The sequence below is a fragment of the Aridibaculum aurantiacum genome, from assembly GCF_017355875.1.
GTDB lineage: Bacteria > Bacteroidota > Bacteroidia > Chitinophagales > Chitinophagaceae > Segetibacter > Segetibacter aurantiacus.
The window spans coordinates 536,804-563,578 of record NZ_JAFEWC010000002.1; the positions used below are offsets into that span (position 1 = coordinate 536,804).

The 26,775-nt window shown below is 42.9% G+C and carries 27 protein-coding genes; 16 read left to right on the forward strand and 11 right to left on the reverse strand.

Annotated elements, in window-relative coordinates:
* Positions 1 to 3: 3 nt before the first annotated feature.
* On the reverse strand, positions 4 to 933 hold the full coding sequence (locus tag J4N22_RS13655; RefSeq protein WP_207495453.1) for an ABC transporter ATP-binding protein: 930 nt from the start codon (positions 931 to 933) through the stop codon (positions 4 to 6).
* A gap of 149 nt (positions 934 to 1,082) precedes the next feature.
* On the opposite strand from J4N22_RS13655, the gene J4N22_RS13660 reads away from it, so the two are divergent.
* Complete coding sequence (locus J4N22_RS13660) at positions 1,083 to 1,460, forward strand: c-type cytochrome (RefSeq protein ID WP_207495454.1); 378 nt, start codon at positions 1,083 to 1,085, stop codon at positions 1,458 to 1,460.
* Positions 1,461 to 1,608: 148 nt separating this feature from the next.
* Here the strand turns inward: J4N22_RS13660 and J4N22_RS13665 are convergent, their stop codons facing one another.
* Both J4N22_RS13665 and J4N22_RS13670 read right to left on the reverse strand, forming a co-directional pair.
* A complete protein-coding gene (locus tag J4N22_RS13665) occupies positions 1,609 to 2,925 on the reverse strand; it encodes a MutS-related protein (protein ID WP_207495455.1) in 1,317 nt (438 codons plus the stop codon).
* Between the two features lie 40 nt (positions 2,926 to 2,965).
* Positions 2,966 to 4,306, reverse strand: a complete 1,341-nt coding sequence (locus J4N22_RS13670; protein ID WP_207495457.1) for a dihydroorotase — start codon at positions 4,304 to 4,306, stop codon at positions 2,966 to 2,968.
* Between the two features lie 30 nt (positions 4,307 to 4,336).
* Here J4N22_RS13670 and J4N22_RS13675 point away from each other — a divergent pair, with 30 nt between their 5' ends.
* The gene (locus J4N22_RS13675; RefSeq protein ID WP_207495459.1) at positions 4,337 to 6,043 is read left to right on the forward strand and encodes a capsule assembly Wzi family protein; all 1,707 of its coding nucleotides are present in this window, start codon (positions 4,337 to 4,339) and stop codon (positions 6,041 to 6,043) included.
* Positions 6,044 to 6,116: 73 nt separating this feature from the next.
* Here J4N22_RS13675 and porT read toward each other — a convergent pair whose 3' ends face one another.
* From porT to J4N22_RS13695, 4 genes are all read right to left on the reverse strand, one after another.
* Positions 6,117 to 6,839 carry a type IX secretion/gliding motility protein PorT/SprT gene (porT, locus tag J4N22_RS13680; RefSeq protein ID WP_207495461.1) on the reverse strand — a complete coding sequence of 241 codons (723 nt, stop codon included), beginning with the start codon at positions 6,837 to 6,839 and terminating at the stop codon, positions 6,117 to 6,119.
* Positions 6,840 to 7,128: 289 nt separating this feature from the next.
* Entirely contained in the window at positions 7,129 to 7,872 is a 744-nt protein-coding gene (ubiE, locus tag J4N22_RS13685; protein WP_207495463.1) for a bifunctional demethylmenaquinone methyltransferase/2-methoxy-6-polyprenyl-1,4-benzoquinol methylase UbiE, read from the reverse strand.
* Positions 7,873 to 7,932: 60 nt separating this feature from the next.
* Positions 7,933 to 8,253, reverse strand: coding sequence for a hypothetical protein (locus J4N22_RS13690; protein WP_207495465.1), 321 nt, complete (start codon positions 8,251 to 8,253; stop codon positions 7,933 to 7,935).
* 1 nt (position 8,254) lies between these two features.
* Positions 8,255 to 8,611: a phage holin family protein gene (locus J4N22_RS13695; protein ID WP_207495466.1), complete on the reverse strand. Its 357-nt coding sequence runs from the start codon at positions 8,609 to 8,611 to the stop codon at positions 8,255 to 8,257.
* A gap of 129 nt (positions 8,612 to 8,740) precedes the next feature.
* Between J4N22_RS13695 and J4N22_RS13700 the strand changes: the two genes are divergently transcribed.
* Both J4N22_RS13700 and J4N22_RS13705 read left to right on the forward strand, forming a co-directional pair.
* Positions 8,741 to 9,937: an AI-2E family transporter gene (locus tag J4N22_RS13700; RefSeq protein WP_207495468.1), complete on the forward strand. Its 1,197-nt coding sequence runs from the start codon at positions 8,741 to 8,743 to the stop codon at positions 9,935 to 9,937.
* Entirely contained in the window at positions 9,909 to 11,081 is a 1,173-nt protein-coding gene (locus tag J4N22_RS13705; protein ID WP_207495469.1) for a hypothetical protein, read from the forward strand. The genes J4N22_RS13700 and J4N22_RS13705 overlap by 29 nt, the downstream gene beginning before the upstream one ends.
* 30 nt (positions 11,082 to 11,111) lie before the next feature.
* Here J4N22_RS13705 and J4N22_RS13710 read toward each other — a convergent pair whose 3' ends face one another.
* Positions 11,112 to 11,579, reverse strand: a complete 468-nt coding sequence (locus J4N22_RS13710; protein ID WP_207495470.1) for a VanZ family protein — start codon at positions 11,577 to 11,579, stop codon at positions 11,112 to 11,114.
* A 30-nt stretch (positions 11,580 to 11,609) separates the two neighbouring features.
* Between J4N22_RS13710 and J4N22_RS13715 the strand changes: the two genes are divergently transcribed.
* Both J4N22_RS13715 and J4N22_RS13720 read left to right on the forward strand, forming a co-directional pair.
* Positions 11,610 to 13,736, forward strand: coding sequence for a DNA polymerase III subunit gamma/tau (locus J4N22_RS13715; RefSeq protein WP_242692219.1), 2,127 nt, complete (start codon positions 11,610 to 11,612; stop codon positions 13,734 to 13,736).
* 173 nt (positions 13,737 to 13,909) lie between these two features.
* The gene (locus J4N22_RS13720) at positions 13,910 to 15,625 is read left to right on the forward strand and encodes a pyruvate dehydrogenase complex dihydrolipoamide acetyltransferase (protein ID WP_207495471.1); all 1,716 of its coding nucleotides are present in this window, start codon (positions 13,910 to 13,912) and stop codon (positions 15,623 to 15,625) included.
* A 135-nt stretch (positions 15,626 to 15,760) separates the two neighbouring features.
* Here the strand turns inward: J4N22_RS13720 and J4N22_RS13725 are convergent, their stop codons facing one another.
* Complete coding sequence (locus J4N22_RS13725) at positions 15,761 to 16,408, reverse strand: hypothetical protein (protein WP_207495472.1); 648 nt, start codon at positions 16,406 to 16,408, stop codon at positions 15,761 to 15,763.
* Positions 16,409 to 16,592: 184 nt separating this feature from the next.
* Between J4N22_RS13725 and J4N22_RS13730 the strand changes: the two genes are divergently transcribed.
* The 6 genes from J4N22_RS13730 (at position 16,593) to J4N22_RS13755 (ending at position 19,966) form a co-directional block, all read left to right on the forward strand.
* Positions 16,593 to 17,099 (forward strand): GbsR/MarR family transcriptional regulator, encoded by a 507-nt coding sequence (locus J4N22_RS13730; protein ID WP_207495473.1) that lies wholly within the window; start codon positions 16,593 to 16,595, stop codon positions 17,097 to 17,099.
* A 101-nt stretch (positions 17,100 to 17,200) separates the two neighbouring features.
* Entirely contained in the window at positions 17,201 to 17,572 is a 372-nt protein-coding gene (locus J4N22_RS13735; RefSeq protein ID WP_207495475.1) for a hypothetical protein, read from the forward strand.
* 18 nt (positions 17,573 to 17,590) lie between these two features.
* Positions 17,591 to 17,962 (forward strand): hypothetical protein, encoded by a 372-nt coding sequence (locus J4N22_RS13740; RefSeq protein WP_207495477.1) that lies wholly within the window; start codon positions 17,591 to 17,593, stop codon positions 17,960 to 17,962.
* Positions 17,963 to 17,972: 10 nt separating this feature from the next.
* Positions 17,973 to 18,941: a TIGR01777 family oxidoreductase gene (locus J4N22_RS13745; RefSeq protein ID WP_207495479.1), complete on the forward strand. Its 969-nt coding sequence runs from the start codon at positions 17,973 to 17,975 to the stop codon at positions 18,939 to 18,941.
* 45 nt (positions 18,942 to 18,986) lie between these two features.
* A complete protein-coding gene (locus J4N22_RS13750; RefSeq protein WP_207495481.1) occupies positions 18,987 to 19,352 on the forward strand; it encodes a CoA-binding protein in 366 nt (121 codons plus the stop codon).
* 140 nt (positions 19,353 to 19,492) lie between these two features.
* Entirely contained in the window at positions 19,493 to 19,966 is a 474-nt protein-coding gene (locus J4N22_RS13755) for a ribonuclease H-like YkuK family protein (protein ID WP_207495482.1), read from the forward strand.
* A gap of 77 nt (positions 19,967 to 20,043) precedes the next feature.
* Here the strand turns inward: J4N22_RS13755 and yihA are convergent, their stop codons facing one another.
* Positions 20,044 to 20,670 (reverse strand): ribosome biogenesis GTP-binding protein YihA/YsxC, encoded by a 627-nt coding sequence (gene yihA, locus J4N22_RS13760; RefSeq protein ID WP_207495483.1) that lies wholly within the window; start codon positions 20,668 to 20,670, stop codon positions 20,044 to 20,046.
* A 190-nt stretch (positions 20,671 to 20,860) separates the two neighbouring features.
* Between yihA and atpD the strand changes: the two genes are divergently transcribed.
* From atpD to J4N22_RS13780, 4 genes are all read left to right on the forward strand, one after another.
* Positions 20,861 to 22,360, forward strand: a complete 1,500-nt coding sequence (gene atpD / locus J4N22_RS13765) for a F0F1 ATP synthase subunit beta (RefSeq protein ID WP_207495484.1) — start codon at positions 20,861 to 20,863, stop codon at positions 22,358 to 22,360.
* A 72-nt stretch (positions 22,361 to 22,432) separates the two neighbouring features.
* Positions 22,433 to 22,684 carry an ATP synthase F1 subunit epsilon gene (gene atpC, locus J4N22_RS13770; RefSeq protein WP_207495485.1) on the forward strand — a complete coding sequence of 84 codons (252 nt, stop codon included), beginning with the start codon at positions 22,433 to 22,435 and terminating at the stop codon, positions 22,682 to 22,684.
* 362 nt (positions 22,685 to 23,046) lie between these two features.
* Positions 23,047 to 23,676, forward strand: coding sequence for a DUF4136 domain-containing protein (locus tag J4N22_RS13775; protein ID WP_207495486.1), 630 nt, complete (start codon positions 23,047 to 23,049; stop codon positions 23,674 to 23,676).
* Positions 23,677 to 23,678: 2 nt separating this feature from the next.
* Positions 23,679 to 24,311, forward strand: a complete 633-nt coding sequence (locus J4N22_RS13780; protein ID WP_207495487.1) for an outer membrane beta-barrel protein — start codon at positions 23,679 to 23,681, stop codon at positions 24,309 to 24,311.
* Positions 24,312 to 24,366: 55 nt separating this feature from the next.
* Here the strand turns inward: J4N22_RS13780 and pbpC are convergent, their stop codons facing one another.
* Positions 24,367 to 26,751, reverse strand: coding sequence for a penicillin-binding protein 1C (gene pbpC / locus J4N22_RS13785; RefSeq protein ID WP_242692220.1), 2,385 nt, complete (start codon positions 26,749 to 26,751; stop codon positions 24,367 to 24,369).
* Positions 26,752 to 26,775: the final 24 nt, after the last annotated feature.

The window sequence follows — 26,775 nt, forward strand, 5'->3', positions numbered from 1 at the left end:
GGGTTAAGCAACTGGTTGAAACTGGCGAGCGGCTTTGGTGCCTTCTACCAGGTTAATGAAGATATCATTAAGCGAAGGCAGTATCTCGTTGAAACCTTCTACAATGATATTATTAGAAATAAAATACTGCAATACATGGTTGCTGTTATGCAGATCATCAATCTTTACCACCAGTTTGTTTCGCTGCTTTTTTATGATCTTAAAACCAGCTTCATCAATATCAGCTGGTATATCTGATAATTGTATGCTGTAGATGTGTTCCTTGAAATCTTGTTTTATTCTTGCCACACCACCGTCAAGTATTTTTTTTCCCTGGTTTACCAGCACTATATGATCGCATATTTCTTCTACCTGTTCCATGCGGTGCGTACTAAAAATGATGGTGCTGCCTTTTTTCGCCAATTCAAATATTTCGTCTTTGATAAGGTTGGCATTTACCGGGTCAAGGCCACTAAAAGGTTCATCTAATATTACCAGCTTAGGCTCGTGTAACACAGTTATTACAAATTGCAGTTTTTGGCTCATTCCTTTACTCAGGTCCTCTACTTTTTTATTCCACCAGCTTTCCATTTCAAGGCGCTCAAACCAATACTTTATCTTTTGCATAGCCTCGCTACGACTTAAACCTTTTAATTGTGCCAGGTATAGCGCCTGCTCGCCGATCTTCATCTTTTTATACAGACCTCTTTCTTCGGGCATATAGCCAATGTGCAGGCTGTCACTTAATGGATTGAACTTTCTACCACTAAAAAGAATTTCACCTTCATCAGGATAAAAGATGCCGGTGATCATACGCAGAAGGGTTGTCTTTCCTGCACCGTTTGGTCCGAGCAAGCCAAAGATGCTACCCTCGTCAATAGTAAAGCTGATGTCGTCCACTGCTTTTTGCGTAGCATAATATTTTTTCAGGTTACGCAGTTCGAGTAAGTGCATATAAGCAAAGGGTTTTGTTGTAAATAAAAATAGGGGACGCAGTGTTACGAGGTAAAAGTATTTATATAAATGGTGGAAGAAGGTGAAAGAATGTACGAGCTGCTAACCGTGGTAGTTATTGTAATAGTTTTGCAACGAAAAAAAATAAGATGAAGTACCAGGTGATGATATTGATGATAGCAATGGCTATAGGTTGTGGACAACAGGATAATACACCACCAATAGCTGCTGCCGGGCAGGAGGTGTCAGCAACATTAGGGCGAGGAAAAAACTTGTTCCAGCAAAATTGTGCATCGTGCCATGCAAAGGAAAAAGAATTGGTAGGACCACCCTTAGCCGGCGTAGAAAAGAAGTGGGATAATAAAGCAAAACTGTATGCCTTCATTCGCAATGCACCACAGGTGATAAAGGAAGATAAATATGCTCATGATCTTTGGAAGAAGTATAACCAGACTACTATGATGCCTTTCCCTGATCTTACCGACGCTGATATAGATGCGATACTTGAGTATGTGAATACTAAGTAGAATGTTTAGGCTTTAGTTGTTAGTTGTTAGGTAGGAGCTGTTATGTTTTTGAAGCATCCTTCATTTATTTATCATCCATCCAATATCCAGTTCTAGCATCAACTAACAACTACCAAGTATCATCTATCCAGCATCAAGCACCATCCCCCTATAGCCTTTCCAGCATATCAACCACTCCTTCACGTTGCAGTATAAGGTAGCCTAACCTGTCGTTGCTGATGCCTTGTTGTAGCTGGTAACTAAATTCAAGTTGCCCCTCTTTTACATGCGTTTCAAAATAGTTGAACTTAATGTTGGGGTATTGTTTCAGTCCTTCACCTATTTCGTATAAGTGCGTAGAAAGAATGAACAGTGTGTTCTTCATCTTACGTAAACCTTCTATTACAGCGGTACTACATTTCATAGCATCCTGTACATTGGTTCCTTTAAAAAGTTCATCTATTAGTATCAGCCAATGCCTGCCATCATTGATCTTGGTGATGGTCTTTTTTATACGCTGTACTTCATTGAAGAAATAGCTTTCGCCACGAGTGATGTTATCTTCTACTTGTATGTTACTTAGCAAACCATCGAAGTAGCTAACCTGGAATGAATCTGCAGGAACACCCATGCCTATATGTGCCATGTAAACAGACACCCCAACGGCTTTGATAAAAGTGCTTTTGCCGGCCATATTTGCACCGGTAAGAAACAGGAAATTCGTTTGTTGGTTAAGCTCAACATTGTAGCTAACCGGCTCATGCAGCAGCAGGTGATACAGGTTTGTAGCTTCTATATATGGTGCCGCAGACTTCTCTATTTGTGGGAAAGTAAAGTTGAACTTTTTGCAGGCCATTGCCATACCATAATACGCATCCAGCCTGCTGTATATGTCAACAAGTTCCAGTGCTTCGGCCTTAAAAAACCTACGTAAGAACCGGCCAAAGGTGAGCATTTGTGCATGGGTAGGCTGGTCTTTCTTGTCCCACTGCATCATGGTTTGTATCACCGGCTTATTCGTCAGGTGCCTCACCTGGTCGAGCAGGTGTGCAAGAATTGTAGGCTGTTCATCTTGTTCAAACAATCGTATGAGTTGCCCAAGCCCGATGCAGAAATCAATAAAATGATTGACAGAATATTTTACAAGAGAGTAGTCATGCGCATTGAACAGTTTATACAGGGTAGCATTTACAACATTCGGATGCTGCGGAATATCCTCAATACCTGTGTCGTAAAATCTTTCCACCACCATTACAGTTCCGTTGGTGATTATGGTTGGCCAGTTGTCAGCATGCTTGATGATCAATTGTAGCAACTGCTGCGTTTGCTTTATCTTGTTGAGGTCGTTTAGCGGGTGCGACAACAGGTAGCGCATCCACTCTTTTCCACCGGTAGAAGTAGTGAAATTGATGTGGTGAAAAACCGATTGCTCTTCCTCGTGGTGAAAGATCGATAGGTCGTTGATGGTGGTCTTATCTGCCTGCATGCGTATATTACTTTCTTTTTTTCTTCAAGTGAGAGTTGATCTAACTCCTGTCGAATTGTAATCTTGAACCTTTCTGAGACTCATCCCACGTGCCATTTCCATAAACAAGATGTCCATTAACAAAAGTATGGGTAATGGCAGCCGGGAAAGTATGGTTTTCCAATGGGCTCCATCCACACTTATACAATATGTTTTGTGGTGAAACGGTAGTGGAAGCTTCAAGATCGGCAATCACAAGATCTGCATGATATCCTTCACGAATAAAGCCACGATCTTTTACCTGGAAACATGTAGCAACGGCGTGACTCATCTTTTCCACCACTTTCTCAATTGATAATTTTGCTTGTTTTACGTAGTCGAGCATCATAAGCAATGAATGCTGCACAAGCGGTAGGCCTGCATGTGCCTTTTCATACGGTTCGTTTTTCTCGTGAATGGTATGTGGCGCATGATCGGTGGCTATTACATCCAGCCTATCGTCGAGCAGTGCTTGCCAAAGTGCAGCTTTATTGTGTTGCGCTTTTATAGCTGGGTTACATTTTATTTTATTGCCTAATACAGGATAGTCATCGCTGGTAAAATGAAGATGGTGAACACATACCTCTGCAGTTATCCTTTTATCCTTTAGCGGTAGCATATTAGAAAATAACTGCAGTTCTTTTTCTGTAGTAATGTGTAGGATGTGCAGGCGGGTATCATATTTCTTAGCTAACTGCACAGCCCTGAATGATGATTCAAAACAGGCATCTTCATTGCGAATGATTGGATGGTCAGCAGGTTCAAGCGTGGCTTTTTCTTGCTGTATGCGTTGAAGGTTTGCTTTGATGATGGCTTCATCTTCGCAATGCGTAGCTATCAATAGTTCTACATTACCAAAAAGCTTCTCCAGTGCCAGCGGGTTGTCTACCAGTAAATTACCTGTAGATGAGCCCATGAAGATCTTTACGCCGCATATGTCGTTTTTCCTGTTGTTCGTATACAGCACTTCCTCCACGTTATCGTTAGAAGTACCCATGTAAAACGAATAGTTGGCCAATGAAGATTGCGCGGCTGTGTTGTACTTTTCTTCTAGTAGTTGATGGGTAAAAGCCGGCGGAACAGTGTTTGGCATTTCCATGAAAGAAGTGACGCCGCCGGCAACTGCAGCTTTTGCTTCTGTGTAGATGTTGGCTTTGTGCGTTAAGCCAGGTTCACGAAAGTGCACCTGGTCGTCTATAGCACCCGGCAATAAATGTTTGCCGTGGCCGTTAATCTCTAATACCTTTTCTTTGACCGAAACTGATGGTCCAACCTGTTCTATGCGCCCGTTCCTGATGAATACATCGCCTTCTACTGTTGTACCTTCGTTTACTATGCTTATATCTTTAATTAAATAATTCATACTGCTTTATTATTGTATAAATCTGTATTCATGCAAATTAAATCGTTTACCAGCTTTTTACTTTTTTTATTACCCGTTGGTTTGTTAGCGCAAAGTTCTTACCTGCTACCGGGCACAAAAGACTATATACTTGTTGACAGGCTTGAAATAAAATCTGCTAATCAAAATCTCAATTATTCAACCATAAAACCATACAATCGGAGGCAGGTAGTAGCGGAAGTGGAAAAGCTGGATAGCTTATACCAGCTTAACCATCACAATGCACCCAATTTAACGCCGATAGACAGGTACAACATGGAACGCTTCCTGATGAACAATAGCGAGTGGTCGCGGCCACGAGAAGCATTTAAAAGTCGCAAGCCCATCTTCAATACATTATATAAGAACAAGGGCAATATGCTGGAAGTGAACAAGGATAATTTCTTCCTTGCTGTCAATCCTCTTTTTACCTACAGGCAATCTTTTGAAGCGGGTAATGATCAGAACATCTATTATAACAGCCGCGGCTTTGCATTGCGTGGAATGATAGACAGGCGCGTTGGTTTCCATATTTACTTTACTGAGAACCAGGAACGGCCACCGCTATACGTACAGGAGTTCATTAGTAAATGGAGAGCTGTTCCGGGTGCTGGCTTTTACAAGCCTTTTAAGAAAACTGGTGTGGATTACTTTGATGTACGAGGATCTGTTTCCTGGAATGTTGCAAAGTATATTGATATGCAGTTTGGGTATGATAAGCACTTTATTGGTGTCGGGCACCGCAGCTTATTCTTAAGTGACTTTTCCAATAATGCTACTTTCCTGAAGATCAATACCAGGATCTGGAAGTTCAATTACCAGAACCTTTATATGGAATTGATCCCAGATTTCCCTAAACATACCGGAGGTAGCTTAATGTCCCGGAAATATTTCAGGATGAATCACCTGAGCGTGAATCTTGGAAAGACAGTGAATGTGGGTTTGTTTGATGCAGTTGTTTTTGGACGAAAGAATCATTTTGACTTTCAATACCTGCTTCCAGTGATGTTCATAAGGCCAGCAGAACAACAAATAGGTAGCCCGGATAATGCTTTGGTAGGACTGGATGCGAAGGTGAATATCTTCCGCACCTTTCAGGTATATGGTCAATTGATGTTTGATGAATTCAGGTTGAATGACCTGATAAATCTGAAAGGTGGATGGGCTAATAAATATGGGTACCAGGTAGGTGCAAAGTATATTGATGCATTTGGTGTTCGCAACCTTGATCTGCAGGTGGAGTCTAACAGGGTGCGTCCTTTTAGTTATTCCCATTTTGACTCTGTTGCTAATTACACGCATTACAACATGCCACTTGCTCACCCGTTGGGAGCTAATTTCCAGGAATTTGTTGGTATAGCCAGAGCGCAGGTGACAAATAAACTTTACTTGCAGGCAAAGGCTATTTATTATAAACAAGGATTGGATTCTGCGGGTATCAACTACGGTAGCAACCCGTTCAGAAACTATTTTGACAGGGAAGTAATAGATCCTACTACAGGGCAAACGAGGTTAGAAGGTTACCTGGTAGGAAGTGGCAACACTGCCCGGGTACTGAACATTGACCTGCTCGCTTCTTATGAAATAAGAGAGAATATGTTTTTTGATGTGTCTACAGTGATCCGCAACATGCGTTTGGAGAGCGGAGGTAGAAGTAATGCTACCATATTGAATGCAGGTTTGCGTTGGAATATGCCACGCCGGACCTTTGACTTCTAGAACTGATGCATAAATGAAAAGCGGGGCATCTTCTTATAGATGCCCCGCTTTTTTATGTGGAGATTTGTATTTATTAGTCTTCTAGGATTATAGAGAATACGATCATGCGTGATTGTAGCCTGTCCAGAACATTGCTGTATTTCAAGTTCGGGTCGCGGCTATGGATGTTGGATAAACCTGTGCTGAATTTTATTTCAGGAGAAAAGGTTACAAAAGGAAAGAAGAAATTGAAACCAATTCCTGCTTCTACACCAAAATCACTTCGCCTTAGTTTCACAAGGTCTTCTGCATTCCTTGCTGTAGAATTGCTCGCTAAGTCTATGTCATATTTTACCCCGCTCAACAAATAGGTTCTGAAATTTCCTATCCTGTCGCTATTGAATTTTACCTGCAGTGGGAAGCTTACAATGGTGGAGGGAAGCGTCTTTGTCTCAACATAATGTCCATCAAAGTTTGGATACTTGAGATCGTACGTAAAATATTTTGCACCTCCAATAATCAACTGCGGGTTAGAACGTAAAGAAAAACGAGGCGATAGTTGTAATGTAGCAAGCAACCCGAGTGCAAGACCTCCGCTGCTACCAGGCTCTACTGCCAGAACGGAGTCATTCTCTAAAAAAGTTGGGTGCTTACTTGGATGAAGATAAGAGTGATTATAACTGATAGACATGCCAAAGTAATAAGGCCAGTCATCATGATTAGGTCGGTTTAGCTCCCTGTATTGGCTCTGCGCCGTAGCACATATAAAACACAAACTAATGAATAAGAAAAAAAGTTTCCGCGGTTCCTTCTGCATACTGTTGCTTTAATAAATATCGGACCAAAAAGATAAGTACAGTTGCTTCAAATATCGCGTAATGTTTTAGTGCTGAATAAGATGTTTCGGGCTTGCAATATAGCCTTCCACTTTTGCTTATGAACAAAAAATCTTGTTTTTCGTTTTTGTTAACGAATACTTGTAGGAAGCAATTCCACCTGTAAAGTGGTGTGTTTACAAGAAATCGATAGAAGCCTGATCCATCAAAATGCTACAGGCATTATACATTGTATAGCTCCTATTTACAAAACTTTAGCTGTTTGAATTTTTACTTGCTACCACAATAGATAGTGGCAATACCAAAAGTGAGCGACTTTTTATATGTTTTAGAAAATCCAACACCCTGCAATATTTGCAGGAATTCATCTCCCTCTGGAAAGCGCCTAACAGAATCATTCAGGTATTGGTATGCGTCCTTATTTTTTGACACCAGTTTTCCAACGCTTGGTGTCACCACCTTCATATACAGGTTGTATAAAGCTTTGAAAAGAGGTTGCTTTGGCCGCGAAAATTCCAGTACAACCAATTTGCCTCCGGGCTTCAATACACGCAACATTTCACCTAGTCCCCGTTCCAGGTTCTCATAATTTCTTACACCAAACGCTACTGTTACCGCATCAAATGAAGCATCAGGAAATTCTATTCTTTCACTATCGCCTTTAATTAATTCTATTGCTTTTTCCAGGCCCAGCTTAGCAATTTTCTTCCGTCCGACTTCCAGCATGCCTTCGCTTATGTCTATGCCTGTTATCTTAGCCGGCATTAACTTCTTGTAGGTCATAATAGCAACATCACCGGTTCCTGTTGCCACATCCAACACCTGTTTAGGTTGAATTTCTTTCAGTTGTTTTATTGCCTTCTTACGCCAGCCAACATCAATACCTGCGGATAAAAAACGGTTCAAAAAGTCGTAGCGGAAGGCAATCTTATCAAACATGGTTGCCACCTGCTGTTTCTTGGTCAGTTCACTTTCTTTGAAAGGAACAATGTTATCGTGTGCAAATTTTGCCATGGTGGCGAAGATACTACCATTGCCTTTGTAGCAATTGCAGTTAATGGTTTTTAATCGGCACTACTTCCGGAAGAAGGAAAATATTTTTTTGGCACCAGATATCAGGCTGATACTTTTTGAAACCGATGGAAGTTTCTTTTGTCCGCTCTCTTCCGGTACTACAAAACGATTGATCAACTTCTTTCCTCCTGAAAGCGCAGCATTGGTTACTTTACCTTTAAGGAAAGCAGGAATGAGTGAATTGGCACCTGCAGCTGCCAGCTCTGCCGGTATCTCGTACATTTTACGGCTCAGTTCCTTTTGCCGTTGCTCCATCCTAAGTCTTACCCGAAGTTTTTCCTGCCTAAGTTCTTGTATTGTGGTAATGTGTAGCCTTTCCATATTATTCATGTTTATTATCAAAAATGGCTTCTACTACTTTGTTGGCCACAGTATGTTTCAACTTACTGCGGTGCAGGTATAGCAGCCAAAAAAAGAGTATGATATAAAGCAGCAGGATAATGCCGTAACCCGCCCAATAAGCGCCTAGCCACACCGATAAATAATAGCCTGCCAGGAATGAGGCAATCATTGTGATGAAGAAGGCAAGAATGGCCAATGGAAATATGATATACAGTTTAGAAACCAAACCAGCTACTTTTTCTGTGGCTTCAAGCTTTGCCAGCAGCAGCCTGTCTTGTACATATTTTTCAGCTATGTCTTTTACTTCTGCAAAAAATCCTGCTTTGTCATGTTCCATACTAAAGTATTTGCTGCGGTTACAGTCTCAATTTTCAAACCACCCGGCTACCTAAGCTACTGGTTTATTGGTACAATTTTTTAACATTTCCAGGTTTAAAGCACACATGGTGACTTTCTACCAAACAAAATGGACATACCTGTAATTAAGTTCGATCCGGAGGAAAAAAAAGTAGTACAGACTGAACCTGCAGTCAAAGGCTTAGAGCCTCAAAAGCTCGATCATAAGATCAACAGGTATTTTTTCCTGGCCATCATTATCATTTTTGGACTGATACTTTACTATAGCCTTAGCCAGTTTTTTACTGCGTTTTTAGGTGCAGTTATTTTTTATGTGCTTAGTAAGAAAAGAATGGACAAGCTGGTGAAGCGCGGTTGGAAGAAGCCGGCAGCAGCTACAGTCATTATGCTCATTTCGCTCATAATTATCATTGTACCTATTCTCATAGTTGGTTTTTTGCTGTACCAGAAAGGGCGGTTTTACATTGCCAATCCTGATTTGCTGGTGCAAAGCCTTCATCAATTGCAGGCTAAGCTGCAGCAGAATTACAACCTGGCTTTTCTTTCAGATGAGAACATTATGAAGGTTAAAACCTTTGTTACCGGCGCTATCACCAACTTGCTCAATGAAAGTCTGGGGTTCTTTGTTACTATCTCTATGCTGTACTTCTTCTTTTACTTTATGCTTATCAACATAAATAGGATGGAGGCAGCAATTGTTTTCTTCCTGCCATTCAAGCGGGAAAAAATAGAGCTGTTTGGAAAGGAACTGGTAGCACTCACCTTTAGTAATTCTATTGGTGTGCCTGCCATTGCAGTAGCACAAGGAGTAATCGGATATATAGGATATCTTATAGTTGGGCTTCCTGAAGCTGGATTTTGGGCAGTGATGACCGGTTTTGCTTCTATAGTACCCATTGTTGGTTCTGCGCTTATTTGGGCACCGGCAACCATTTATCTTTTTACTGTCAATCAAACCTGGGAGGGCATTTTCTTAGGTTTATGGGGCGTGTTAGTTATAGGCGTTTCTGATAATGTAGTAAGGTTTGTGTTGGCAAAAAAGATGGCAGATGTACATCCCATTGTTACGGTACTGGGCGTGATTATGGGTCTTCAATATTTTGGAATTGCCGGTTTAGTGTTTGGACCGGTACTCATTTCTTATTTTATCATTCTTCTAAAGATCTATTACCTGGAGTATCAAAGTGTGGTTCCGGTCATCAAAAAACGGCGTAGTGTCCCCATTCGCTTTAACTTGCCTTTTTTAGGAGGACCGTCTAAAAAGAAAAAGATACCAAATGACAGTAATAGAAGTAAAAGACCATAAAACTGCTAACGACTTCCTCGAGGTGAATGCCTTGATGAACAAAAACAATCCAAAATACATTCGGCCGCTCAATAATGAAGTAGAAGATGTTTTCAATCCTGAAAAGAACAAAGCGTTCAGGCATGGTACCATCACCAGGTGGATCTTAAAAGATAACAGCGGAAAACTTCTTGGCAGAATAGCCGCTTTTACCAGTAAAAAATATATGAATAAGGGAGATGCAATGCCCGTTGGTGGTGTTGGTTTTTTTGATTGTGTGAAGGATCAATCTGCAGCTAACCTGTTATTCGATACGGCAAAAAGCTGGTTGCAACAGCAAGGTATGGAAGCAATGGATGGTCCTATCAATTTCCTGGAAAGAGACAAGTGGTGGGGGCTTATGGTGGAGGGTTTTGATGAAGAGCCTTTGTATGGCATCTCTTTCAACCCGCCTTACTACCAGCTGTTGATGGAGAACTATGGTTTCCAGAATTTTTACAACCAATATTATTACACGCTGGCTGTCTACGGCACCCTAAGCGAAAAATACGAAGCCCGGCACGCAAAATTCGCAGCTAAACCTGATTATAAAGCTGTTCACATAGACAAGACAAAGCTTGAAAAATTTGCAAAGGATTTCTCTACTGTTTACAACCTGGCGTGGGCCCAGCACGAAGAAGGGAAGGAGATCAGCGGTGAACAAGCTCTGAAGATCTTTAAGAAGATGAAGCCCATCATGGATGAGAAGCTGGTTTGGTTTGCTTATTACAAAGATGAACCTATAGGAATGTGGCTCAACATTCCGGACCTGAACCAATATTTTAAATACTTCAATGGAAAGTTTGGCTGGTGGCAAAAACTGCAGTTGCTGTGGTTTCAACGGTCCAGGCCCAGCAACAAGATCAATGGGGTAGCATTTGGTATTGTTCCAAAATTTCAGGCTTTGGGTATCGATGCTTTTATGATCTATTCAGGCGCTTTGGTCATACGTGAACAAGGGAAATATCAATCTATTGAAATGGGCTGGGCTGGAGACTGGAACCCGCGCATGGTTGGTATTTACAAAGCCATTGGCGGAACGCAAAGCCGCATGATGACCACGTACCGTTACATTTTCGACAGGTCAAAAACATTTGAAAGGCATCCTGTAGTAGGCGTCCAGTAAAATCTGGATGCCGCTGTTTCAGCAGAAAATTCAACCAGGCATTGTGGCTGCATTTCTTTTACCGACAAGTTTGAACAACTTGTAGCCAATGCATGCGCCGGTGATGTTCCAGAAGATGTCATCTATATCGGAAAACCGGTAAATGTGAGCGTATCGGAGGAAAAACTGGTATACCTCAATAAATGTTGAAAGGCAGGCTGCAAGCATGATTATGATCCAGAATTTTCTTAGTCTCTTGAACAAAACAGGCAGCAATAGGCCCAGCGGAAGGAAAAGGATCATATTGCCAATAACATCCTGTAACAGCGTGTGCATGTGCGAAACGTCTGCATTATCCTTCGCATAAATATATCTTTCATAAACCCTTACCAACGGCACCAGGTTTACCTTGCTGATCGGGCTTTCAGGATTTGGTGAGCCAAAATTTTTAGAAATGGTAAGATTTAGAAGAGCCACCATATATAAGTAGAACAGTAGCAGGATTGTCTCTTTCCCCACGTTCAGTGACTTTCCCTTTTTCCGGTTAATATGCCAGGTAATAAACCTGGTAAAGATCCAGAATGGCAACGAGAGCAGAAGCGGGTAGATAAGATTTGTATAAAAGTACAAGTGCATCCTGCAAATAGGTTCAAGCGCCTGAAAGTAGTAACTTCTGAAGAAACAGGCAGCAAGACATTATGGTTGTTTACAATTGGTTTTACAAGAACATCTTGTGCAAAACAACCGCTAACAGCATTAGCAAACTTTGCTAATTTGCACCCCTGCCCACTATACAAGGCGATTTACATGGAGAAGTTTATTGTTTCAGCTAGAAAATACAGGCCCCAGAATTTCAACACGGTTGTTGGTCAAAGTCATATAACTACCACACTTAAAAATGCTATACGCAACGAGCAACTGGCTCACGCATTTCTATTTTGTGGACCTCGTGGTGTGGGTAAAACAACCTGTGCTCGTATTCTTGCTAAAACCATCAACTGCGAAAACCTGCAAGCCGATGGCGAAGCATGTAACACATGTAACAGCTGTAAAAGCTTCAATGATGGGGCTTCGCTCAACATACACGAGCTGGATGCTGCCAGCAACAACTCAGTAGATGATATTCGGGCGTTGGTAGAGCAGGTGCGCTTTGCGCCACAGGCAGGAAAATACAAGGTGTACATTGTGGATGAGGTTCACATGCTCAGCTCAAGTGCCTTCAATGCTTTTCTGAAAACGCTGGAAGAACCGCCATCCTATGCCATTTTCATTCTGGCTACTACCGAAAAACATAAGATACTTCCTACAATTCTTAGCCGTTGCCAGATTTTTGATTTCAAACGCATCACCAACAACGATACGGTAGAGCACCTGCAGGATATCATTAAAAAAGAAGAGATACAGGCAGAGAAAGCAGCTTTGCAGGTGATTGCCCAGAAGAGTGAAGGCTGTATGCGGGATTCATTGAGTATCCTCGATAAGATCGTCAGCTTTACCAATGGCAGCGTCACCTACCAGAACACGCTGGAGCACCTGAACATTCTTGATCACGATTATTATTTCAAACTACTGGATACGCAGCTAAACCAGGATATGGCTGGCGCTATGCTCCTTTACGACGAGATAAACCGTAAAGGTTTTGAAGGCGACCTTGTTCTAAATGGTTATGCTGAGTTCATTCGTAATATCCTGGTTTCGCAAAATCCTAAAGCAGCTTCACTACTTGACGTGGTAGAAGGACTGGAGGAAAAATACCAACAGACTGCAAAGCGCGTTTCGCCTGCATTCCTGGTAGGTGCACTCAATATTTTAAATGAAGCAGAGATCAACTACAAAATGAGCCGTAACAAACGCCTTCATGTAGAGATGACGCTCATAAAATTGAGTTTCCTGCAGCAGGCTATTTCACTTACTTACGATAGTGAGACCGGCGCGGTGGTAAAAAAAAAGAGGGTTAACGGTCCGGTAGCGCTCAAGTTTGAGCCAATAAGGTCTCTGCAAATAAAGCCGGGAGCAGCTCCTGTTCCTACGCCTGCACCAGCTTCCCCGCCTGCAGCCAAACTTTATATTCAAACGCAGCCAGCAGCAAACCAACTTGCCGAACCAGCACCAAAACCAGCAATGCCTGCTGTGGCTACTGCCAGTGCAACCGCTGTGGCGGCAGAAATTGCGGAAGTAGCCGTGGCTGAACGGCCAGTGCCACCTCCGCCTGCAGCCGGAGGTAAGAAATCTTTGTTGCAGAATATCCGCGACAAACATTTAGGAGCAAAAGGTAACATACAGGTAAAGCAGGCAATTGATCTTTGCGATGAAAAACTGCAGGAAGCATGGCAGATATATGTAGAACGACTGAAGCAGCAGCTGAAACACTCAGTGGTAACTGTTTTCAATATTGCTCGCCTGGAGTGTGTAAACGAGAGCCATTTCTCTATCACTGTTTCTACATCCCTGGAACAAAAATTCATTGACGGAGAAAAACTGGACCTGCTGGAACACCTCAAGTCGTTTTTCAACAACCGGAATATTGGCTACCAGGTAATAGTGCAGGAAGTGCCGCAGGAAAAAAGGGAAGTGGAGGTAAATCTTACCACCCGTGAAAAATATAATGTGTTGATTGAGCAGTATCCACTGATAAAAGAACTGCGTGACCGGTTAAAACTTGAGTTGGATTATTGATCAACAAAAACAGGAAAAGAAGAGCGCACACGATTGCGCTTTTTTCATGTGCGATTACATAGTAGAATTTTTCTGGGCTGCCTTGCCCTTACATCATTTTCATGTAATTTCACCGCCTAAAATTCATACGCACAATACTTTAAACCAACTGCTATTGTGCACAAAACATACGTATGGCAGAAGTGATTTTAATGCCCCGGCTAAGCGATACCATGACAGAGGGTGTAATAGCTGCATGGCACAAGAACGTAGGAGACCAGGTAAAGAAAGGTGATCTTCTTGCAGAAATAGAAACAGATAAAGCCACCATGGAACTGGAAAGTTACCAGCAGGGCGTGCTGCTACACCGCGGCGCTACCGATGGCGAAAAACTACAGGTAAACGATCTACTTGCAATTATTGGTAAAGAAGGCGAAGATGTGTCTGCATTGGTAGCACAACACGCTGGCGGTGCCTCTGCCGAAGCGCCTGCGCAGGAAGCGCCTGCACAAGCTCAAGCTCCTGCACAGGAACAAAAGCAAGAAGCAGCTCCTGCACCTCAGCCTCAACAAGAAAGTCAATCTTCTTCTATAGACATTTCTAAAATGGAAGAAGTGGTGCTGATGCCACGCCTTAGCGATACTATGACTGAGGGCGTAATTGCTACCTGGCAAAAGAAGGTAGGAGAGCAGGTGAAGAAAGGTGATGTACTTGCTGAGATAGAAACAGATAAGGCCACCATGGAATTGGAGAGTTACAAAGACGGTGTGCTCTTGTACCAGGGTGCTAACGAAGGAGATAAAATAGCAGTAAATGATCTGCTTTGTATTATAGGTAAGGAAGGAATGGATATAGATGCCATAGTAACTGCTGCCAAAGGTGGAGGTGCTGCTAGCGGAGGAAACGAAGCTCCGCAAGAGCAGGCGCAACCACAGCCACAGGCTTCGAGCCAGGCAGCGCCAGCAGCGCAGCCACAGCAGGAAGTGGTGAATGAAGGACGTATCATTGCTTCTCCACTTGCTAAAAAACTTGCTGAAGAAAAAGGTGTAGACCTGCGTTATGTAAAAGGTAGCGGCGACAACGGCCGTATTGTAAAGCAGGATGTAGACGCATACCAACCATCGCAGCAGCAAGCTGCCAAGCCACAGCAGGCTGCCGAAGCTCCAAAAGCTGAAGCACCTAAGGCTGAAGCGCCTAAACCAGCAGCACCAAAAGCAGCTGCAGGCATGGAGAGCTACGACGAAGTACCGGTCTCGCAAATGCGTAAAACCATTGCACGTCGCTTAGCAGAAAGTAAATTCTCTGCTCCGCATTTCTACCTTACTATGTCTATTGATATGGATAAAGCTGTAGAGATAAGGGGTAAGCTTAACGAGATATCTAAGGTGAAGATCAGCTTCAACGATATGGTACTGAAAGCAGTAGCCGTTTCTCTGAAGCAGCATCCAAAAGTAAATAGCAGCTGGCTGGGTGATAAGATCCGTTACAATCATCACGTGAACATAGGTGTAGCAGTAGCCGTAGATGAAGGCCTGCTGGTACCTGTAGTGCGAAATGCTGATATGAAAGGATTAAGTGCCATAGCAGCAGAAGTAAAAGAATACGCTCAGAAAGCAAAAGATAAAAAGTTGCAACCTTCAGATTGGGAAGGCAGCACCTTTACCATTAGCAACCTTGGTATGTTTGGTATAGACGAATTCACTGCTATCATCAATCCACCAGATGCATGTATACTGGCAGTAGGCGGTATATCTAAAGTGCCTGTTGTAAAGAATGGTGCAGTTGTTCCAGGAAATGTAATGAAGGTAACCTTGAGCTGCGATCACCGTGTAGTAGATGGTGCATCAGGAGCTGCATTCCTTCAAACACTGAAGTCGCTATTGGAAGAACCAATGATGATGATGGTGTAGAACCATATCTTTTAAATAATAAGGAAAGGCTGTCCAATGGACGGCCTTTTTCTTTGTTACCAGCAAAGTGGCAGGTATAAAAAAAGCAGCTTCAGGTTTGAAGCCGCTTCTTCAGTTGATAAATCTATATCTTCTTTATTTCTCGTAAGGGAAGTTGCGTGCTACTTTACGCATCATTCTCTCCATTACCTGGTTGGCAGAACCCAACACATCTTCATTCATTTCTTTATAAAAACGCCATAGAAGTTCGCCATCTTTCCCGTTATAGATCTGCATGGTAAGAGATCCGCTGGCTGTTTTACCCCAACCTGCACCTAATAAAACAGTCTTGGCTATAGCACCTGCCTCACTTCCTGTTTTCTCGTAAGCATAGTTGCATTTTATTACAGCGTCTACACCCAAAGCCTCGCACAATGAATCCTGTGTTACTTCATGGATCCTGTCAAACAATCCTTTTGAGCGAAGAATTGTATTGGTGCGATCCACATCCTGGAAATTCACCGTATAATTCTCAGACTTACGCAGCAGGTACGTATACATGCCTTGCTGCAGTTGTGTAGATAGTGCTTTTTCATCCGCCTTATTTCCTTCAGCGTCAAAATTTTTCGGCATCCGCTTATAAGAGATGGTAGCGTTGAAAGGTAGAATAGCCACCTTTTTGTGTTTTAAGATCTCTGTCTTCATCTGAGGTGAAGAGAAAACTTGTTTGGCAGTTTCAAACTGTGCACTCGAGGTGAGTTGCACGAAGACCAGGGCCAGGCCCATAAGCAATTTGGTGTACATGGTGTTGATTTTTTTACAAATAAAACAAGCATTATTGGAAGCAAAAAGCACACAATCAAAAACCACATACAAATCACATCTTACAATCTGCCTGGGGTAAAGAGAGATAAACAAACAAATTTTTTACCGGAAAATAAACTTTCAATAAATTTTGAAAGTTGAATAAGTTCTTTATCTTTGACTTATGAATTTACCAGAAGCAAAAGCACAATTCATACAAAGCTGGGGCGTACTTGGCAGCCAATGGGGGATCAATAGAACCATGGCTCAAATTCATGCTTTGCTGCTGGTTTCAGCTAAGCCACTGAGCACAGAAGAGATTATGGAGCAACTGAGTGTTAGCCGGGGAAACACCAACATGAACGTGCGTGAGCTGATAGACTGGGACCTGGTGCATAAGGTGATCACTCCTGGTGAGCGAAAAGAATTTTTTGAAGCTGAGAAAGACATATGGAAAGTGGCCACCTTGATTATGTACCAGCGTAAAAAACGCGAACTGGACCCAATGGTGAAAACGCTAAACCAATTAAGTAATATAGAAGGAGAAGAGAATGATGCAGATGTGAAAGCTTTTACCGAAACTGTAGGAAACATTAAAAAGTTTGCAGGGCAAGCAGAAAAAACCCTGGATACAATTATCAAAGCTGAAGAGAATTGGTTTTGGGGTAGTTTCTTGAAATTGTTCAGGTAGAAAAGCTTGAGATAATCTCTAGCCGCTTTTGCGGCTTTTATTTCTGAAATATGTTTCAAAATTTATTGAAAGTATAATAATATAAATCAAAACCAAAGATCATGAATTACACAATTCTTACCTACGCATTGTATCTCGTCCTTACTATTAGCCTTACCATTTGGGTGGCACGTACACTTTTCCGGAACGGCCATGTGTTCCTGCTTGAAATATTTCATGGAAATGCTGAAATAGCAAAAAGCGTAAACAACCTGCTGCTGGTCGGCTTCTACCTCATTAACCTTGGTTATGCAGTATACACATTGAATGTAGACACTGTAGTAACTGGGGTAGAAGATCTGATTGAGACTTTAAGCCTGAAAGTTGGCTTGATCATCCTCATCCTTGGCGGCATGCACTTCTTCAATCTCTACATCTTTTTCAAGCTGCGCAAAAAAGCCCAACTGGAAAGGAAACTTAATCCTGTTTTTTAATTCCTAAAAACGATGATCATGAAAAAGATCAAACAGATAGACATGATCGTTCAGCTTGTACTGGTAGTTGCCTTCGCTATGGCTGCCTTACTGGATAAAGGAAAAACGATCATCATCGGGTACTTTATAGTTGGAAGCTGGCAGCTGGCGAGTATGTTGGTACACCATGTAAAGGATTGGCACATGCATAAGAAGAGCAGGCAGATCTACCACGGCATTTCTTACTTGTCGGTCTTTATGCTGGCACTAGCCACTGTTTCTCATGGACCAATTCAAAATGTGTTTTGGATATTGCTGCTTGCTGCCCCTGTAATGGCTGTTTACTATTTGCTGCTATGTGTGCACGAAATAGTTACCGCTGAAAAACGTCCTTCTGAAATCATCATCTAAAACCAATCATATGAGACCTAAAATAGTTATAGCCGGGGGAACCGGTTTTATAGGCCGCTACTTGGCCAAATGGTACGCCCCAACGCACGAGGTGGTAATACTGAGCCGGCAGCAGCCGGCAGCTGGTAATAATGCATTTCAAGAATTTACTGTAAGGGAGAATATGCGCCTGGTACAATGGGATGGAAAATCTGCAGGTGAATGGGTAAAAGAATTGGACGGAGCTGAAATGGTCATCAACCTTGCAGGTAAAAGCGTGAATTGCCGGTATACGAAGAAGAATAAACAAGAAATCTTTGACAGCAGAACCAACGCTTCTAAGGCCATAGCACAAGCTATAAGAGAAGTTGTAACGCCGCCAAAGCTGTGGGTTAATGCTGCATCTGCTACTATTTATCGCCATGCTACTGACCGGCCACAGGATGAATTTACTGGTGAAATGCACAACGACTTTAGCGTGCAGGTGTGTAAGCTTTGGGAGAAGACATTTTTTGAAGAGCGTACACCATTTACCCGCAAAGTAGCTTTAAGAATGGCCATCACGTTAGGTCCTGGCGGTGTAATGGTTCCTTTTCTCAACCTTGTAAAGTTTGGCCTTGGCGGCAGGCAGGGAAGCGGCAGCCAAATGTTTAGCTGGGTACATATAGATGATGTGTGCCGGGTGATAGATTTTGTAAAACAGCACGATGAACTGGAAGGCGTTTTCAATGTAGCTGCACCGGGTGCTGTTACCAATGCTGAATTTATGCGGTTGCTTCGGCAGGTTACAGGGCACAAGATCGGCCTGCCTGCTTACGAGTGGATGCTGAAGGTTGGAGCCATATTCATTGGTACAGAAACAGAACTTATCTTAAAAAGCAGGTGGGTAAAACCATCTAGGCTTACTAATGAAGGCTTCACCTTTCGCTACCCTGGGTTGCAGCAGGCAATGGAGGCAATCATCAGGCAGTTGCCCCGTAAACAGTACCACCTGTTTTAAAACTGCTGGTGTAATTGTTGTACTTTTTCACGATAAAAACAAGGAATGATGGGAAAGAAAACTTTAGTATTAGGCGCATCAGACAATCCATCGAGGTATAGCTATATATGTATAAACAAGCTGCGTGCTTACCAGCACCCGGTGGTGGCGGTGGGCCGTAAAGAGGGAGCAGTAGCAGGCATTGACATACAAAAAGGACTTCCTGAAGAAGAAGATATAGATACTATCACTCTGTATCTGAATCCTACTAACCAACTTCCTTATTATGATTATATCCTGGGGCTGCAGCCAAAGAGGATCATCTTCAACCCAGGTACAGAAAACGATGAACTGTACGAACTGGCAAAGAAGAAAGGAATAAAACCTGTTGAGGCATGTACGTTGGTGATGCTCAGTACCGGTCAATATTAATTAGGACTACTTGTTATTATTTATCGTGCACACTTTCAGCCGTTTACTTGCGCACGTAAGTATTTATTAGTAATAAATTTTTAATACCTGCTGCCACTTCTCCTTAGAAATAATGGGTATATTACAGAAACCTATTACATATGCAATGGAGAAAGTTCAGCGGTGAGCCATTAAATCTTCCAATAAAAGATGCGGTAGAAACAGCCATTAAGAAAGAAGCCGCAGCGGGTAACAAACTGAAGGTGTGCATAGGCACCGATAGCCAGGTAAAAGGGCAGGAAACTGAATTTGCCACGGTAATTGTTTTTCTGCGCGAAGGCCACGGAGGGTTTATGTATATCCACAACGAAAAGACCCGCCTGAAGTACAGCATTAAAGAGAGAATGCTGGTAGAAGTAGCAAAAAGTATTGAGATCGCATACGAACTATGCCACCTGTTTACAGATTACGATGTAGATATGGAGGTACATGCCGATATCAATACCAATCCACACTTCAAAAGCAACGATGCGCTAAAAGAAGCTATGGGTTACATCTTAGGGATGGGATTTGCTTTCAAAGCCAAGCCCGAAGCTTTTGCCAGCAGCAGCTGCGCCAATAAGGTTGTAAACTGACCACTACTACACCCGATATTTCTTCAGCCGGTTCTACCGGTTGCGATACTTTATCTACTCTACCGTCCTATTCTTCCTTACCATTCTTTGTTTGACTGGTTGATAAAAGCCAGGATCTTATCCCTCCCCTGCTTTTTAATGGCACTTGTAACAAAGTGGAGCGGAAGAAACTGCCATGTTTTTCGCATGGCCTCAAAAAATGCTTTTACATTGGCTGCCACCACACTTTGCTTCTCTTTGTCGCTTTTGGTAAAAATGATATTGAAAGGCACCTGCCATACGCCCAGTTGATTAATGAAGTCAAGATCTATTTTTTGTGGCGGAATACGACTGTCTATGAGCACGAATACATGCAGCAGGTTTTCGCGTTTGCGCAGGTAGTTCTCAATCATCTGTTCCCACTTGCGTCGGCTACTCTGCGAAACTTTGGCAAAACCATATCCCGGCAGATCCACCAAATACCACTGATCTGTATTCTTCGACAACTCGCTGGGGCTGCTGGTTATGGTGAAGTGGTTGATCATTTGCGTTTTTCCCGGCGAAGAAGATGTTTTAGCCAGCTTCTGATTATTTGCCAGCATATTTATCAGCGATGACTTGCCTACATTGCTTCGGCCAATAAATGCATATTCTGGCCGGTCGGGGGCAGGGCATTGTGCAAAATCAGGGCTGGAAATAAGATATTCCGCTTTTTTGATGATCATGGGTGCAAGATAGCCATTTGGTGAAAAGGGATCAGCCAGCTATCACTTCCTGACTGTCAAAACGAGTGGCAGAGCACGATAAATTAAACTTTCTACTATAAATGACTTGAATCATCTGCTAAAACTTTCATTTTTAGAATGGTCTTTCCATTACCTTTGCCGCAAATTTTAAAAGTCAAATCAACTTTATATGGCTAACGTTGGTAAGGTTAAACAGGTGATCGGTGCCGTTGTGGACGTTTCGTTCAACGGAAAATTGCCTGAGATACTTAACGCCCTGGAATTAAAACGCGAAAACGGCGACACCCTGGTGATGGAAGTTCAGCAGCACCTTGGTGAAGATAGCGTGCGCTGTATTGCAATGGATGGTACCGAAGGTCTTGTACGTGGTACCCAGGTATTGGATACAGGATTGCCTATTACTATGCCGGTTGGAGAAGGTATCAACGGTCGTTTGTTTAATGTAACCGGCGATCCTATTGATGGTTTGCCAGCGGTTCCTAAAACAGGTGGTCGTCCTATACACAATAAGCCACCATTATTCGAAAACCTGAGCACTTCATCTGAAGTACTTTTCACTGGTATCAAAGTAATTGACCTGATTGAGCCGTACTCCAAGGGTGGTAAAATTGGTCTATTCGGTGGTGCGGGTGTAGGTAAAACCGTATTGATCCAGGAGCTGATCAACAACATCGCTATTGGTTATGGTGGTTTGTCAGTATTTGCCGGTGTGGGTGAAAGAACACGTGAGGGTAATGACCTGATGCGTGAGATGATTGAGGCAGGCATCATGAAATACGGTGAAAAGTTCAAGCATAGCATGGAAGAAGGCGGCTGGGATTTGGACTCTGTAAACCTTGAAGAACTAAAAGACTCAAAAGCAACTTTCGTATTCGGACAGATGAACGAACCTCCTGGAGCTCGTGCTCGTGTGGCACTTAGCGGTCTAACTATCGCTGAATATTTCCGCGATGGAGATGGCCAGGGCAAAGGTCGTGACATCCTGTTCTTCGTAGATAACATCTTCCGTTTCACGCAGGCTGGTTCAGAGGTTTCGGCTCTACTGGGTCGTATGCCATCAGCGGTGGGTTACCAGCCAACATTGGCTACTGAAATGGGTCTAATGCAAGAGCGTATCACTTCAACTAAGAACGGTTCAATTACATCTGTACAGGCGGTTTATGTACCTGCGGATGACTTGACTGACCCGGCTCCTGCGACTACCTTCGCTCACCTGGATGCAACAACGGTATTGTCTCGTAAGATTGCTGACTTAGGTATTTACCCTGCGGTGGATCCACTGGACTCAACTTCACGTATCCTTACCCCGGCAGTTGTAGGTGATGAGCATTACAATTGTGCAAACCGTGTAAAACTGATCCTTCAGCGTTATAAGGAACTGCAGGATATCATTGCTATCCTTGGTCTGGATGAATTATCTGATGAAGATAAACTGACTGTATCACGTGCACGTAAAGTACAGCGTTTCCTTTCTCAGCCATTCCACGTGGCAGAGCAGTTTACTGGTTTGAAAGGTGTATTTGTAAGCATTGAAGATACCATCCGAGCATTTAACGCCATTATGGACGGAGAAGTGGATGAATATCCTGAAGCTGCATTCAACCTTGTAGGAACTTTGGAAGATGCAATTGAAAAAGGTAAGAAAATGATGGAGCAGGCGAAAGGATAATTTGAAACCAGAAGGTGTGCTTTTAAAAAGTACATCCGGTCTATCAAAATCCCAATGCACAAATCTCAAACTATGACTCTAGAAATATTGACCCCGGAAAGAAAGCTTTACAGTGGCGAAGTGTACGGTGTACAATTGCCAGGTATTGATGGTTTGTTTGAAATCTTAGACAAACATGCTCCGTTGGTTAGCGCTTTAAAAAAAGGTAATCTTAAAGTGATTGTTGATAAAACCACATCTTCTAACTATTCTATCCAGGGTGGTTTTGTGGAGGTTTTGAATAACAAGGCTACTGTATTGGTAGAAGGTGCCGTAGAAGCTTAAGCTTACTTTATAAATATTGATTGAGCCCTCATATTGAGGGCTTTTTCTTTTTCACCCTTTTTCTAAAGTTCATCATCTAGCATCGCCATTTTTTATGTGGAAAACTGACAAATCATCTGCAGACATTGGCAGTGTTGTAATTGTTCAACATCAACTTGGCATTTTACCTAACTATTTCCCCAGCTTCACCTACTTATCCTTTCAGAAAAAAAACTCAAAGACTTGTTGAGACTGATATTATATAAAGGATAGCTAAAAAATGCTGATTTGCCTCCACCACTGAGGTGTTAACGAAGCTGTAAGCCTTAAGGGCATTGCTTTTGATTAAGTTTAAACATCTTTTACTAAACATATGATAACTTATGAAAAAGCACTATTTAATAGCTGGTTTGGTTGCAGTGGGAGCATTAACTGGCTGCTCTAAGGATCCACTTCAGGGAATGACGCAGGAGGAATCGCGGATCTATATTACGAACCACGATTCTACAGCAAGGTTTGGTTCGTATGCTACTTTTACTATTTCAGACTCGGTTACGGTTATTAATAATAACCAGGTTACTCGGCAGCAAACAACTTCAGACATTGCATTTATAAGTGCGTTGCGCGCTGAAATGCAGGGTCGTGGTTATACCATGGTGAACAGAACAGATAAACCGGATTTGGCTGTTAACGTAAACCGGATCTACAACACCTCAACTGGCGTTATCAATTATGGTAACTACTGGGGTAACTACGGTGGCTTCTACGATCCATGGATGTGGGGCTATGGCGGTATGGGCTTCGGATCACCTTTTGGATTCGCCACATATTCAATTACTGAAGGAGCATTATCTATAGATATTCTTGACCTAAAAAATGCTTCTGCTAACAACCGCATCAATGGTATCTGGAGCGGCCTCATCAGGGGATCTGGAATTTTCAATGCTAATACAGCGGCAAGCCAGGTTAAGCAGCTTTTTGAACAATCACCTTACTTAAGAAAAAATCAATAACAATGAAGACTAGAATAATATTAGCTATAGCAGTGCTTTTTGCAGCGATGAGTAATACTGCAAATGCGCAAAACAGGCTGCGAATGGAGTTGGGTTACAATGTTGGTATACCGACAGGATCTTTCAAAACGAACCAGATAAACAATACTTCTTTTAGAGGTGCAATTGGTGAAATCAGCTATCCTGTTAGCAACAAGTTCCAGTTGGGTTTAATGTCTGGTTTTCAGAATTACCACCAGAAGTTTGGACGCCAGCTTTACCAAACACAGGATCATCAAACCATTTCGGCGGTAAAAACAAATTCTATTGACATCATTCCGCTGGTACTACGTGGTACTTATTTCCCTATGGGAAGCAATACGCAACAGCTTATTCAGCCGTATGTTTCTGCAGGCGCAGGTTTAAGCTTTGTTAGTTACGACCAGTATCTTGGAGAATTTGGTGGCAGTGAAACAGCATTTCCTTTAATGGTACAGGCTGGTGCAGGTGTTATTATTCCTGTAGGTGGAATGTTGCCGCAAACAGGAATCAAGCTTGGCGCTACTTACAACTATTCCGGTTATACAAAAAATGACATGAATACCAAATTGGGTAACATAGGCGTGCATGCAGGCTTTGTTTTCCCGATGAGATAGTCTTTGGTGAATTTTAAATAATGAGCGGTTGCAGTTTCTGCAGCCGCTTTTTATTTTAATCCTTTTGCAGAACCTGGAACCTGCGGGTGCTAGACTCCCCCGCTTCATCTATTACGGTAAGTGTGTGCCAGCCAGGCGAAGGATCAAGTGCTAATTGGTGAAAGCGGGTGGTGGTGGCGTAATACTGGTCATCAATATGCCAAAAAAGCTTGGCTGCGTTGGTTCGATGTGTTGCCGTAAAAACCGTTCTGCCTTTTTCGCCAGAGAATTCTTTAGGTATATAAAGTTGTGCATTCTGTTCAGGATAGATGATCTCCAGCGACCTTGACTGATCCGTTTCGCAGCCACTCATAAATGGAGGCAGCGGCAGGTAGTTAGCGTGCTTGTTCTTGTAGTAGTATTCCATTGTTGGTGGCAAAACAAACCAGCTTTTGTGCACCATATCAGATGGCTGAATGCAAGCTTCAGTCGCACGAAAAGTAGCAGTAGGATCTAAATGTATTTTGCGGTGGTAAGGACAAGAGGATGCATTGGCTGCAGATATGGAAACCATCATTGTGTCAACCGCATCGCAATCCATTCCTGCCTTGTAACCGCTTTGGTGACAAATAGGTAAATAAGCAAAGTCGTATGAAGGAGGTTGAAACCATTTGCTTGTTGGCAGCAGGCGGAAAATGTCGAACATGACAGGAGCAGCAGTGTTGATGCCTGTAAGTTCTGGCCGGCCTTCACCATCAGTATTGCCCACCCAAACCACCACACAATATTTTGGTGTAAAACCAATAGCCCATCCGTCTCTAAAGCCAAAGCTTGTTCCGGTCTTCCACGCTATACGCTGCGCTGAAGAAAACATATTCCAAAGACCTTCTTCACCGGGCCGCATCACCTCCTGCATCGCATTGAAGGTGTGCCAGAGGGCAGTATAGTTGATCAGTTGATTAGTTGATTGGTTGACTAGTTGAGCTGTTGATTGACCTACAGGTTCCTGGTTTTTGATTTTTGACTGTTGATTTTTGATTTGGTACCTCGGCATGTGCCAATCATCACCCACTACCTTGCCTTTATTCTTCTCCTGGTGCAAATAACTTCTTGCAAGGCTGCTATACACACCTGCCAGCTCCCATGGTGTTACCTCGCAGCCGCCGAGAATGAGGCTGAGGCCGTAATGATCTGCAGGTTTTTTTAGTGTAGTAAAACCGTACTGTTGCAGCAGGTTGTACATCCGCTGGTACTTGTACTTCTGCAACATTTTAACCGCAGGTATGTTCAGGCTGCGGCTGATGGCCTGGTTGGCAGGTACAGCGCCATCATATTGCAGGTTGAAGTTTTGTGGTGTATAGCCGCCAATCTGTGTTGGAATATCTGGTATAAGCTGCCGTGGCAGAATTTGACCATCGGCCTGTAGTGCAGCATAGAGCAGCGGCTTTAGTGTACTGCCGGGGCTGCGTGGAGCAGCAAGCACATCTACATGGCTCTCCAGTTCAGGATCTGTGGGATTGTACACGTTTCCTACATATGCCAGCACATTCCCGGTTTCTACTTCCATTACCATTGCTGCGGCATTGTTGATGCCATTGCCACGGAAGCTGCTATGATGGCGAGTTACAACTTGCGTTACCTGCTTTTGTAAAGTGGCTTGAAGTGTTGTTGTTACTCTTGTTGAAACTTCATGATCCTGTTGCTGTAGTAGAGGGTATTCTTTCCTGAAGCGATCGAGCAGGTGAGGAGCGAGCTGCGGTAGTGGTAATGGTGCACCTGGCAATGGTTCCAATAAAGCAAGCTCTGCGGTGGTCGTATCTATTTTTTTATTCAGCAGGAGTTTTTGAATCAGCGCATTCCTCTTGCGGAGCAGGGCCTCCCTGTTTTTGCCGGGATGAATAAGAGAAGGCGCATTGGGCAGTACGGCTAAAGTTGCCATTTCGCCCCAGCTAAGTTGGCTGGCGCTTCTGCCGAAGTAACGCCATGCGGCTGCGTCCAGGCCTACCACGTTACTTCCAAAAGGTGCATTGGCTGCATACAAAGCGATAATCTCTTTTTTGCTGTAGCCGCATTCTAGCCGAACAGCCAGTATGCTCTCCACCAGCTTCTGAAAAATGTTCCTGTTCTTTTTCCTGCTTAGCCTGATGACCTGCATGCTGAGCGTGCTGCCACCACTCACTACTTTATTGCCTTTTGCATTTTGCCATACAGCTCTTCCAATTGCAATGGGATCAACACCGGGGTGGTAGAAAAACCTTTTGTCTTCGAAAGTGGTGATGCACTCAATGAATTTTTCCGGTACGGCTTCATTGTAAGGAAATCGCCACTGACCATCGGCTGCAATGCTTGCATTCAGCAGTTCACCTTCCGCATCTTCTAATACAAAACTGGTTTGGGAATGGAAGAGCGGGGTAGGTAGGGAAAAGTAAAACAAAACGGATGATAAAATAAGTGATACCATTATTGCTTTCCTTTTAAAGGAAAG

Bases quoted from the DNA above. Each gene is read 5' to 3' on its own strand.
- J4N22_RS13655 (WP_207495453.1), bottom strand. From the start codon at position 933: ATGCACTTACTCGAACTGCGTAACCTGAAAAAATATTATGCTACGCAA.
- J4N22_RS13660 (WP_207495454.1), top strand. From the start codon at position 1,083: ATGAAGTACCAGGTGATGATATTGATGATAGCAATGGCTATAGGTTGT.
- J4N22_RS13665 (WP_207495455.1), bottom strand. From the start codon at position 2,925: ATGCAGGCAGATAAGACCACCATCAACGACCTATCGATCTTTCACCAC.
- J4N22_RS13670 (WP_207495457.1), bottom strand. From the start codon at position 4,306: ATGAATTATTTAATTAAAGATATAAGCATAGTAAACGAAGGTACAACA.
- J4N22_RS13675 (WP_207495459.1), top strand. From the start codon at position 4,337: ATGCAAATTAAATCGTTTACCAGCTTTTTACTTTTTTTATTACCCGTT.
- porT (WP_207495461.1), bottom strand. From the start codon at position 6,839: ATGCAGAAGGAACCGCGGAAACTTTTTTTCTTATTCATTAGTTTGTGT.
- ubiE (WP_207495463.1), bottom strand. From the start codon at position 7,872: ATGGCAAAATTTGCACACGATAACATTGTTCCTTTCAAAGAAAGTGAA.
- J4N22_RS13690 (WP_207495465.1), bottom strand. From the start codon at position 8,253: ATGGAAAGGCTACACATTACCACAATACAAGAACTTAGGCAGGAAAAA.
- J4N22_RS13695 (WP_207495466.1), bottom strand. From the start codon at position 8,611: ATGGAACATGACAAAGCAGGATTTTTTGCAGAAGTAAAAGACATAGCT.
- J4N22_RS13700 (WP_207495468.1), top strand. From the start codon at position 8,741: ATGGACATACCTGTAATTAAGTTCGATCCGGAGGAAAAAAAAGTAGTA.
- J4N22_RS13705 (WP_207495469.1), top strand. From the start codon at position 9,909: ATGACAGTAATAGAAGTAAAAGACCATAAAACTGCTAACGACTTCCTC.
- J4N22_RS13715 (WP_242692219.1), top strand. From the start codon at position 11,610: ATGCCAGGTAATAAACCTGGTAAAGATCCAGAATGGCAACGAGAGCAG.
- J4N22_RS13720 (WP_207495471.1), top strand. From the start codon at position 13,910: ATGGCAGAAGTGATTTTAATGCCCCGGCTAAGCGATACCATGACAGAG.
- J4N22_RS13725 (WP_207495472.1), bottom strand. From the start codon at position 16,408: ATGTACACCAAATTGCTTATGGGCCTGGCCCTGGTCTTCGTGCAACTC.
- J4N22_RS13730 (WP_207495473.1), top strand. From the start codon at position 16,593: ATGAATTTACCAGAAGCAAAAGCACAATTCATACAAAGCTGGGGCGTA.
- J4N22_RS13735 (WP_207495475.1), top strand. From the start codon at position 17,201: ATGAATTACACAATTCTTACCTACGCATTGTATCTCGTCCTTACTATT.
- J4N22_RS13740 (WP_207495477.1), top strand. From the start codon at position 17,591: ATGAAAAAGATCAAACAGATAGACATGATCGTTCAGCTTGTACTGGTA.
- J4N22_RS13745 (WP_207495479.1), top strand. From the start codon at position 17,973: ATGAGACCTAAAATAGTTATAGCCGGGGGAACCGGTTTTATAGGCCGC.
- J4N22_RS13750 (WP_207495481.1), top strand. From the start codon at position 18,987: ATGATGGGAAAGAAAACTTTAGTATTAGGCGCATCAGACAATCCATCG.
- J4N22_RS13755 (WP_207495482.1), top strand. From the start codon at position 19,493: ATGCAATGGAGAAAGTTCAGCGGTGAGCCATTAAATCTTCCAATAAAA.
- yihA (WP_207495483.1), bottom strand. From the start codon at position 20,670: ATGATCATCAAAAAAGCGGAATATCTTATTTCCAGCCCTGATTTTGCA.
- atpD (WP_207495484.1), top strand. From the start codon at position 20,861: ATGGCTAACGTTGGTAAGGTTAAACAGGTGATCGGTGCCGTTGTGGAC.
- atpC (WP_207495485.1), top strand. From the start codon at position 22,433: ATGACTCTAGAAATATTGACCCCGGAAAGAAAGCTTTACAGTGGCGAA.
- J4N22_RS13775 (WP_207495486.1), top strand. From the start codon at position 23,047: ATGAAAAAGCACTATTTAATAGCTGGTTTGGTTGCAGTGGGAGCATTA.
- J4N22_RS13780 (WP_207495487.1), top strand. From the start codon at position 23,679: ATGAAGACTAGAATAATATTAGCTATAGCAGTGCTTTTTGCAGCGATG.
- pbpC (WP_242692220.1), bottom strand. From the start codon at position 26,751: ATGGTATCACTTATTTTATCATCCGTTTTGTTTTACTTTTCCCTACCT.